The organism is Rheinheimera sp., from assembly GCF_020217005.1.
GTDB lineage: Bacteria > Pseudomonadota > Gammaproteobacteria > Enterobacterales > Alteromonadaceae > Pararheinheimera.
Map to the genome: position 1 here is coordinate 1 of NZ_JAIWOI010000259.1, position 10000 is coordinate 10000.

Annotated in this window: 8 protein-coding genes; 7 read left to right on the plus strand and 1 reads right to left on the minus strand. The window is 46.2% G+C overall.

The window, feature by feature from the left end; translation table 11 throughout:
• Positions 1-264 precede the first annotated feature (264 nt).
• The 7 genes from LDL40_RS12650 (at position 265) to LDL40_RS12680 (ending at position 9316) form a co-directional block, all read left to right on the plus strand.
• Positions 265-1197, plus strand: coding sequence for an endonuclease (locus tag LDL40_RS12650; protein WP_300995739.1), 933 nt, complete (start codon positions 265-267; stop codon positions 1195-1197).
• Between the two features lie 95 nt (positions 1198-1292).
• Complete coding sequence (locus LDL40_RS12655) at positions 1293-2321, plus strand: isoaspartyl peptidase/L-asparaginase family protein (protein WP_300995740.1); 1029 nt, start codon at positions 1293-1295, stop codon at positions 2319-2321.
• A 52-nt stretch (positions 2322-2373) separates the two neighbouring features.
• Entirely contained in the window at positions 2374-2793 is a 420-nt protein-coding gene (locus LDL40_RS12660) for a CBS domain-containing protein (protein ID WP_300995741.1), read from the plus strand.
• 202 nt (positions 2794-2995) lie between these two features.
• Entirely contained in the window at positions 2996-6943 is a 3948-nt protein-coding gene (hrpA, locus tag LDL40_RS12665) for an ATP-dependent RNA helicase HrpA (RefSeq protein ID WP_367304323.1), read from the plus strand.
• 93 nt (positions 6944-7036) lie between these two features.
• Entirely contained in the window at positions 7037-7423 is a 387-nt protein-coding gene (locus LDL40_RS12670) for a PleD family two-component system response regulator (RefSeq protein WP_300995743.1), read from the plus strand.
• Between the two features lie 121 nt (positions 7424-7544).
• On the plus strand, positions 7545-7844 hold the full coding sequence (locus LDL40_RS12675; protein ID WP_300995746.1) for a PilZ domain-containing protein: 300 nt from the start codon (positions 7545-7547) through the stop codon (positions 7842-7844).
• 104 nt (positions 7845-7948) lie between these two features.
• Positions 7949-9316, plus strand: coding sequence for a GGDEF domain-containing protein (locus LDL40_RS12680; protein WP_300995744.1), 1368 nt, complete (start codon positions 7949-7951; stop codon positions 9314-9316).
• Positions 9317-9332: 16 nt separating this feature from the next.
• On the opposite strand, the gene LDL40_RS12685 is transcribed toward LDL40_RS12680, so the two are convergent.
• Entirely contained in the window at positions 9333-9923 is a 591-nt protein-coding gene (locus LDL40_RS12685; RefSeq protein WP_300995745.1) for a lysozyme inhibitor LprI family protein, read from the minus strand.
• Between the last annotated feature and the right edge of the window lie 77 nt (positions 9924-10000).

Sequence of the window (10000 nt, forward strand, 5' to 3'; positions counted from 1 at the left end):
GCTAAATAGTCAAATCAAGTTTAATAAAAATGCATTCATATGTTAATTGCTGGTGAATGTGGTTTCGTACTAAAGTGAAGCTAAATGGCCATAAACTACACTAACTGTTGTTTAAGTGCTGATTTTACTGTGGTACTAAGGTAAACAATGCCAGTTATTCGATGGTGTATGCCGCGTGGTTTAGATGAATAATTGTACAATTTACGTGTTTAGTGTTTATGGCATAATGAAGCAGATCCAGAGGTAGTTTAGGGTTGTACCGCTTTGTTTAAAATCGTATTTTATTTTGTATTTTTCGCTATGTTTGCCACGGTTTCTGCTGCACCGGCCAACTTTGACTCTGCAAAAACTATTGCAAGCAGGATTTACTCCGTTGAAAAACAAGAATTTTATTGCGGCTGTGCTATCCGTTGGCTGGCTGGTAAAGGTATTCCGGATCTGAAAGGTTGTGGTTACCAAATCCGTAAAAACGGTTCCAGGGCAAATAGAATTGAGTGGGAACATGTAGTGCCAGCCCAGCAATTTGGCTCGGCTTTGGCTTGTTGGAAACAAGGAGGCCGCGAACAGTGCAGCAATAGTGACCCCATATTTAAACAAATGGAAGCTGATTTGTTTAACCTGAAGCCGGCTATAGGTGAAGTCAACGGTGACAGAGCTCATTATCGCTTTGGTGTATTGCCTGGACAACCATCCCAATACGGTGCTTGTGAATTCAAAGTAGATTTTAAGAACCGTTTGGTTGAACCCAGAGTGCAAATCCGAGGAGATATAGCCCGGATTTATTTTTATATGGCGGATAAGTACCAGTTACCTCTGGCAAAAGCTCAGCAGCAGCTTTTTATGGCTTGGCATCAGCAAGACCCAGTAGATGGCATTGAGTTAAAACTGCAACAACGTATTGCGCAGCAAATGGGACACAGCAATGACTTTGTGACAGGTAAAAAAACTTGGCAGCTCAACTATAAATCGTCAGGCTTTGGTGTGAATAAAGTAACAGCTGAAACAGTCACCATAGCCACTACAAAGGTGCTGGGTAATAAACGCAGTAAGCTGTATCACCTGAGTCATTGCAGCGGTTATAGCCAGGTGTCTGAGTCCAACCGGAAATGGTTTGACACCGAACAACAGGCGCTGGATGCAGGTTTTAAGCGGGCAGGAAATTGCAGTGCAAGTGTCTCAATAGCAGCCGACGATTAAACCATTATTCTCAAGCTATTAACGCAAGCCGACTTGCGTATGTGAATGGGTTCGCGGTACAAAAAGGCCTGACAAATAATAAACAGGGTATTGCTATGCTTCGTTCTATGTCTTTTTTAGTCTTAAGTTGCTTTTCTGCTTTGGTTTTTGCCAAACAACCAATTGCCATAGTGATACACGGTGGTGCCGGGACTATTAATAAAAGCCAGCTGACAGAAGCTCAGGAACAAGCCTACCATGCCACTTTAAAACATGCGGTGGACACAGGTTATGCTGTTTTGGAGCGCGGTGGCAGCAGTGTGGATGCAGTCACTGAGGCAGTGTTGATCATGGAAAATTCCCCGCTTTTTAATGCAGGCAAGGGTGCTGTTTATACCTATGATGAAGGCCATGAACTGGATGCGTCCATTATGCGGGGAGACAATCTGATGGCTGGCGCAGCTTCTGGTTTAACTCACATCAAAAACCCTGTGTTGTTGGCCCGCGCCGTGATGGAAAGATCTGAACACGTGATGCTCTCCGGTGCTGGTGCTGAGCAGTTTGCCAAAGAGCAAGGCCTTGAACTGGTAGATAACAGCTATTTTGATACTGAATTTCGCTATGAAGCGCTGAAGAAAGCCAAACAAAGTATGCAAAAATTGCCTCATCAGGCACAAAACTACCGTTTAAAAGCGCCATGGCAGCCAGAATGGAATATGGGCACAGTGGGAGCAGTAGCTATTGATCGCAGCGGTTTGCTAACGGCTGCAACCTCTACCGGCGGCATGACCGCAAAACGATATGGCCGTATTGGTGATGCACCTATCATCGGAGCAGGTAACTTTGCCGACAACGCCAGTTGTGCCGTCTCTGCCACTGGGCATGGTGAGTTTTTTATCCGTTACCGTGTGGCATCCGACATTTGCGCCAGGGTGAAATATCAGGGCATCAGTGCAGCCAAAGCCGCGGATCAGGTGATTCAGCAGGAACTGGCGAAAGTGGGGGGAACAGGGGGAGTCATTCTGATCGACCACAAAGGCCAGATCAGCTGGAGTTTTAATACTGAAGGCATGTACAGAGCCAAAAGAACCGAGGGTGGCGTTGCTGTAACTGAAATATTTAAAGACAGTCCGTCTCTGCCATGATTCCTGAGCTAAGCTTAAGCTGTTGTAGGCAAACGACACTTTTGAGGGGCTTATGGACTTATTAAAAATATCTGATCATATGAATCGTCATCCTGTGACTTTTACCGAGGAGATGTCGGTTGAAGAAGCAGTGAATAAACTGATCCTGGCTGAACAGCTGGGTGGTCCTGTGATTAACAAAGAGAAAAAAGTCATAGGTTTTGTGTCTGAACAGGATTGTCTGTCCAGAATGTTGTCCGGCACTTACCACTTACAGCAATCTGCATCAGTCAAAGACGTGATGCGGACTGAAGTTCTTACGGTGAAGTCTTATCACGGCATAGTGGATTTAGCGCAAAGCATGTTACAGGCAAAACCTAAAGTTTATCCTGTGGTGGATGATGATGGTTATTTGCTTGGGGTCATTAGCAGAACTGATGTATTACGCGCCATTGACCTGGAACTGCACTCCCATTACAAAGCGGTCAGTTAAATACTCTTCTAACTTGAAGCGGCAGCTTTGTGGACTGCCTGATTTTTTAGAAAGGGTTAGCCCCAGTCACATAGGACTACTATGTTGCTTGGGTCTTGCTCGCTTGTCGCCGTGCTGCAATTCCAATTACTTTGGGTATTCATAGAAATGCACTGTTTTAAGCAGTGCTTTTACTGGATCTAAAGCCCCTGAACTTGGTAGCATGTCGCCCCTATTTATTGAGGGCCTTGTGTTGACCGACTCTACTGCTAAAGCTGCTGTTGCTATCCATGACACTGATATTTCTGTTGCCGCGCTTTCTAAAGCTATTGCTAATGTGTTGTCTAAAGATCAGCACAGGTTCCGCCAGTCCTTACAAAACATTAAAAAGCAGCAGGACGAGACGAAACAGCAACAATTGATGCAGCAGTTGGCGGATAAAGTCACAGCTTCTCTGCAGTTAAGGGCACAGCGCCAGGCTGCCGTTCCCGCTATTGATTATCCAGCTGAGTTACCTGTCGTTGGTAAAAAAGACGATATTAAAGCCGCTATTGCCAAACACCAGGTAGTGATTATTGCCGGTGAAACAGGCTCAGGTAAAACCACCCAAATTCCAAAGATCTGTCTGGAGTTAGGCCGTGGTGTGGCTGGTATGATAGGTCATACCCAACCACGTCGTTTAGCGGCGCGTAGCGTCTCTGCCCGTTTAGCTGAAGAGCTCAAATGCGCTGTCGGCCAGCAGGTGGGTTATAAAATCCGCTTTGGCGATCACACAGCGCCTACGACCTTAGTCAAACTAATGACAGACGGTGTGCTGCTGGCTGAAATTCAGCAAGACAGGTTTTTAAATCAATACGACACCCTGATCATCGACGAAGCGCACGAACGCAGTCTGAATATCGATTTTCTGCTGGGTTATTTAAAGCAGCTTTTACCACGTCGTCCGGATTTAAAAGTCATTATCACTTCGGCCACTATTGACCCGGAACGCTTCTCCAAACACTTTTTTGATGCGCCTATTATTGAAGTGTCGGGCCGTACTTTCCCGGTAGAAACCCGCTACAGGCCAGTGGCAGAAAACGACGATAAAGACGCTGATCAGCTGCAATCTATTTTTGATGCGGTGGAAGAGCTGTACCGTGAACCGCCGGGCGATATTCTGATTTTCTTAAACGGTGAGCGTGAAATCCGGGATACCGCCGATGCGCTGGAAAAACTGAAACTTCCTCATACCGAGATATTGCCTTTGTACGCCCGTTTGAGTGCGGCTGAACAAAACCGCATTTTCCAGACTGGTGTAGGGCGGCGTATCGTGTTATCCACTAACGTGGCGGAAACCTCCTTAACAGTGCCAGGTATTCGTTATGTGATAGACCCCGGCACAGTGCGGATCTCGCGTTACAGCTATCGCTCTAAAGTACAACAGCTGCCCATCGAAGCCATTAGTCAGGCCAGTGCGAACCAGCGTAAGGGCCGTTGTGGTCGGGTTGCGGCCGGCATCTGTATTCGCTTATATAGCGAAGAGGATTTTAATGGCAGACCTGAATTTACTGATCCGGAAATACTGCGCACCAACCTGGCTTCGGTTATTTTGCAAATGCTGGCGCTGGGTTTAGGCGATATTCAGGCCTTTCCGTTTTTAGAGCGACCAGACAGCCGTTTTATTAATGACGGTATTAAACTGTTGGAAGAGCTGGGAGCTGTGAAGCCTCAGTCCAACAGCCATAGTCTGCAAATGACCGACTTAGGAAGGCAAATCAGCCGCTTACCTGTGGATCCTCGTTTAGCCCGTATGGTGTTTGCGGCTACAAAGCACAGCTGTCTGCAGGAAGTGCTGGTGATAGTCTCGGCTTTGTCTATCCAAGACCCGCGAGAGCGGCCTTTGGATAAACAGCAAAAAGCCGATGAATTGCATGGCCGTTTTGCCGATCCGGATTCAGATTTCAGTGCCTGGCTTAAACTTTGGGCTTATCTGCAAGAGAAACAGGACGAGCTGACCAACAACCAGTTCCGTCGTCTCTGTAAGCAGGAACTTTTAAACTACCTGCGGGTGCGTGAATGGCAGGATTTGTATGGTCAACTGAGCCAGATTTGTACTGAACAGCAATGGAGCCTGAATTCGCAGGTCGCCTCATACGAGCAAATCCATAGTGCCTTACTGACAGGATTATTAGGCCAAATTGGTAGCCGTGACAGCGACGCCGACTACATGGGCCCACGCCAAAGTCGCTTTTTCGTATTCCCGGGCAGCAGTTTATTTAAACGTAAACCTAAATGGGTGATGGCGGCTGAACTGGTAGAAACCTCCAAGCTTTATGCCCGCGCTGTCGCCAAGATTGAGCCTGAATGGATAGAACCAGCGGCGATGCATTTAGTCAGTCGTAGTTATAGCGAGCCACACTGGGAAAAGAAAAAAGGTGCTGTGGTGGCCTATGAGCAGGTGTCTTTGTATGGCCTGATCATTGTTGGTAAACGCCCTGTGCTGTACAGCAAAATTGATCCGGCCACCTGCCATAAAATCTTTATCCGCAGCGCTTTAGTGGAGCAGGAACTGGGTGTAAACGAAAGCTTTTTGCGGCACAACCAAAAGCTGATCGAGCAGGTCACTGAGCTGGAAGAAAAAGCCAGGCGGCGCGATATACTGGTGGATGAAGAAACGCTGGCAGATTTTTATGCCGAAAAAATTCCGGTCTGGGCCAATAACAGAGTGGATTTTGCCAAGTGGTGGAAAGAGGCCAAAGCCAAAGACGCTAAGTTATTAAATCTGGATTTAGACCAGCTGTACAAGAGGGATGCCTCTGAAGTCACAGCCGACAAATTCCCTGAGTTTTGGCGTCAGGGCAATTTAACCCTGCCTTTGGACTATCATTTTTCACCGGGTGCACCGGATGACGGCGTCAGTCTGGTGGTGCCTTTATCTTTATTAAACCAGCTGGAAGAGCAGGGCTTTGACTGGTTGATCCCAGGCCTTCGGCACGATTTGCTGGTGGCCTTGATCAAATGTCTGCCAAAACAATACAGACGCAACTTTGTGCCAGCGCCTAACTATGCCGACGCCCTGATGCAAAGCATTAAACCCGAAGATGGTCCTTTGTTGGAGGTGGTCAGCAACAGACTAAAACGTATGTCTGGAGTCACTATCCCGGAAGACGCCTGGGAGCTGTCCGGCATCGAAACCCACCTGAAATTCAACTTTAAAGTGGTGGATGAGAAAGGTAATACCTTAAAGCAAGGCCGTTCTTTGGCGCTGCTAAAACAGGAATTGCAGGGTAAAGTGCAGCAAAGTTTAAGTCAGGTAGCCGAGCAGGGCATAGAGCAGGAGCAACTGACACAATGGTCTTTTGGCCAGCTGCCACGTGAATACATCAAAATGCAGGCTGGTTATCAAATCAAAGCTTATCCGGCATTGGTAGATAATAAAGATTCTGTCTCTATTAAGCTGCTGGATAACGCAGAACAAGCCGCAGAGCAAAGCAAATTAGGCTTACGTCGTTTAGTCTTACTGAATGTGCCTTCACCTGTGAAATATCTGCAGGAATCGTTGCCAAACAAAGCCAAGCTGGGGCTGTACTTTAATCCTTTTGGCAAAGTGCTTGAGTTGATAGACGACTGTATTGCTGCTGGTGTAGATCAGCTGATCAGTGAACAGCCCTGGCCTGAAACTGAAGCAGAGTTTATTGCGGTAAAAGAGCAAATCCGTGCCGGTTTAGGTGATACTGTGCTTCGTATTGCGCTGAAAGTAGAGCAAATATTAACGCTCGGTCATGAAATTCAGAAAAAGCTCAAAGGTAAAGTTGAGTTAAAACATGTGCAGGGACAGGGCGAAATCAAGCAACATCTGGATTCATTGCTATTTAAGGGCTTTGTTAGTACTCATGGTGCTGCGCGATTAGATGCTATTTTACGTTATTTGCAGGCGCTGCAAAAACGGCAGGAAAAATTGCCTGTGGATCCAAACCGTGATCGTCTGATGTCACAGGAATATCAGAAAGCTGAAGAGGCTTATCAGAACTTGCTCGGTAAGTATGCAGGGCGCACCGTACCTGAAGCTGTCTTAGCGATCCGCTGGATGCTGGAGGAACTTAAAGTGTCTTTGTATGCTCAAACATTAGGCACGCCTTATCCGGTATCGGTTAAGCGAATTCTGCTGGCTGTAAATGAGTTAAAGTAAATTTTGGCTTGTTTTTGGCAAAAAACTAAATAGGCCATACACTTAGGTCAAACGCATCGGAGCGTTGGAACGGAGAATACAAGGATGCAGACCATGGAATTGAAGCAAAAAAAGGTGATGATAGTAGACGACGAAGATTTTATGTTTCGTCTGCTGGAATTGGCGTTGTCACCTTTTTATCAGGTCAGCTATGCCAAAAGTGGTGTTGAAGCTTTGCAACTTGTGTTGCAACAACAACCTGATTTGGTGATGATGGATATTTGTATGCCCGGTCTTGACGGATTGGACACCTGCCGCCTATTGAAAAACACACCTGAGACAGGTCATATTCCTATTCTGATGATGTCCGGTCTTGATACTCCGCGTGACGAAGTTACTGCACTAGATGCAGGAGCTGATGCTTTCGTGAGTAAACCTATCAGCGCCAGACATATTCAGTTGCTGGTAGATGATTTACTCTGCAGCCATTTGCATAAATAAGCCTTTACACTAGCCTGCCGCCGATCTATAAAAGATATCAATTTATAATCAAACCCAAAGTTATAGGAGTTGCGGCAAGACTGTTGCAGCTTTAGGTTAAGATGGGAAGGCAGTGAAGTTTATGTTAGGCCATAGTGACAAACGCAACTACTACCGAATGATGGTGAATGCTCAGGTTCAGTTGATGATCAACGATCCTCAATCTGGCCGGTTGATTAATGGTATTTGCCGCGATCTGAGCTCAACGGGCATGTCGCTGGAAATAGACGAGCCGCTTGAGATGGGTGTTATGCTGTACATTAAGATGGAAAGTGCCAACCCCAGTATTCCACCTTTATCTGCCCATGCTAAAGTCATGCGCTGTGCTCAGGAACAAGAAGACTGTTATCAGTTGGGCGTGCAAATTATTGAGTTAAACTGAAATTTGTTTTGCCATAGCACAGACGAGGTTAGACTGTTCTGGTAAACAAAAACCGGATCTTTATAGTACGGACTTAGGCATTCATTTTAATTTTGCAGGTTGTTGTGCCAGACATTGCTCCCGTTTTATCACAACAAGCCCATAGACGTGCTGCATACATTGTTTCCGCTTTACTACTGCTGATCGCAGTTGCTATTTCCCCTTATCTCACTTCGGATTTGCCTGCCATAGCTGCTTTCTTGCCCGCTTATGGTACTGCCGTGGTTTTACTCGAAGGTATTACAGCCTATTTGTTGTTGTCACAATTTGCCACACGCAGAAAAATATTCCCCGGTTTAGTCGCCAGTGCGTATTTAGCGTTAATTCCTTTGGTGATGGTACAGCAGTTAGTGTTTCCGGGCGTATTTACACCCAAGGGCTTGTTACAAGCTGGTACACAAAGTGCAGTTTGGATTTGGGTGTTTTGGCACGCACTCTTTCCTGCCTTAATGCTGTTGGCCTGTTTTGCTGAGACACTGATCAAAATAGAGCAGGTCGAATACAAAGATCTCAGAGTCTGGTTACTGGGATTAACGCTGGTTCCGCTGGCCTTTAGTCTGAGCCTGGCCTTATTTGCGACTTGGGGCAGTCATTTATTGCCTGATTTGATAACGAATAACAGTTATCAGAAGTTGCTGCACAGCCCTTATGCGTTGATTGTATGGGGACTGAATGCGTTGGCTTTGGCTTGCATGCTAACAAGAGCCCGAAGTAATAATGTGCTTTATGTCTGGCTGTGTGTTGCGCTTTTGGCCAGCCTGATTGATGTCACTTTGACCTTGTTTGCCGGTGCTCGTTTTAGTCTGGGTTGGTACGCAGCAAGGATCAGTAGTTGTGTCTCATCTATGGTGCTGCTTGGTGCTTTATTGTGGGAGGTAAACCGACTTTACATCAACACACAAAGAGCCAATGAACAATTGTATCAGCAAAGTGTCAGAGACACTCTGACCGGACTATTTAACAGGCGTTATCTGGAGTCGCAGTTGGACCTGCTGATCAATCACGCCAAAAGATACAACGAACCGCTCTGTTTATTAGTATTGGATGTGGATCACTTTAAAGCTTTTAACGATCGCTACGGCCATTTGGCAGGCGATAGTTGCCTGATTGAGGTGGCAAAACAATTGGAACAAGGATTACAGAGACCAGCTGATTTTGTTGCTCGTTATGGTGGCGAGGAATTTGTAGTGGTGTTGCCATATACAGATGCCGAAGGCGGCAGAAAGGTTGCTGAGCAATTGCGTTTGCGTATTAGTAACTGCCATATGAATTATCATGGACAAGAACTTAATGTAACCGCCAGCATAGGTTTTACCCTGCTGCAAAATAATGAGGATACGGCCATGAGTTTACTGCTAGCAGCGGACAAAGCTCTGTATCAGGCCAAAGCTGCAGGTCGTAACTGCGTAAAAGCCGCGATGCACGAGAACTGATTGTTTTATTCTGTATCTAAAGTGGTGGCTGCTTCGCTCTACAACTTTGCAAAGGTGCTTGATACCCCCATTGCAGGGTAAAAACGCCATTTTGTTCCGATAGCTTTTCATTTCTGCCCAGATAGCTTCGGTCAGCTTGCTGATACATTAACGATACCTGATCACCATAATCTGCAATCAGTGTAGCTGGTGAGGTTGGGTAATAACGAAGTGAGATTTCATTAGCAGGATTGTTGTCACAGCTAAGCAGTAGCTTTTTACTGGCCTGCATCAGTTCATAGCGCGCCTGTAACTCAGCAATACGCTGGATATAAAGCGTTGAAGCACAGCCTTTTTTATCTTCTTCTTTCCAGCACTCTGCTTTCCCTTTTACCCAACCACGCTGTTCAGCTTTTAACACAGCCGGCTTTTCATAGGCCGCTTTTGATAGCGCCTGTTGATACACTTCTGCCAGCTGTTGATCCTGTTTCAGTAGCTCCTTGTCTGAACAAATCAGTTGGTCGACGGTTCCTAAATCTTTGGCCTGGCAATTGATTTGGTTGGCTGTTGTGGCCGCCTGAAGTTGGGCTGTGGCGAGTAGGATGGCGACGATTAGTAAAAGTTTCATATTCCTATCCTTTTGAATTTGCTGTGTTAACAGTGTCAGGGAAAGTAGCTTATTTCAAGGTTTGCTGCGGAAATTAG

Excerpts from the sequence above, each read along its gene's own strand:
- LDL40_RS12655 (WP_300995740.1), top strand. The coding sequence starts at position 1,293 with ATGCTTCGTTCTATGTCTTTTTTAGTCTTAAGTTGCTTTTCTGCTTTG.
- LDL40_RS12660 (WP_300995741.1), top strand. The coding sequence starts at position 2,374 with ATGGACTTATTAAAAATATCTGATCATATGAATCGTCATCCTGTGACT.
- hrpA (WP_367304323.1), top strand. The coding sequence starts at position 2,996 with ATGTCGCCCCTATTTATTGAGGGCCTTGTGTTGACCGACTCTACTGCT.
- LDL40_RS12670 (WP_300995743.1), top strand. The coding sequence starts at position 7,037 with ATGGAATTGAAGCAAAAAAAGGTGATGATAGTAGACGACGAAGATTTT.
- LDL40_RS12675 (WP_300995746.1), top strand. The coding sequence starts at position 7,545 with ATGTTAGGCCATAGTGACAAACGCAACTACTACCGAATGATGGTGAAT.
- LDL40_RS12685 (WP_300995745.1), bottom strand. The coding sequence starts at position 9,923 with ATGAAACTTTTACTAATCGTCGCCATCCTACTCGCCACAGCCCAACTT.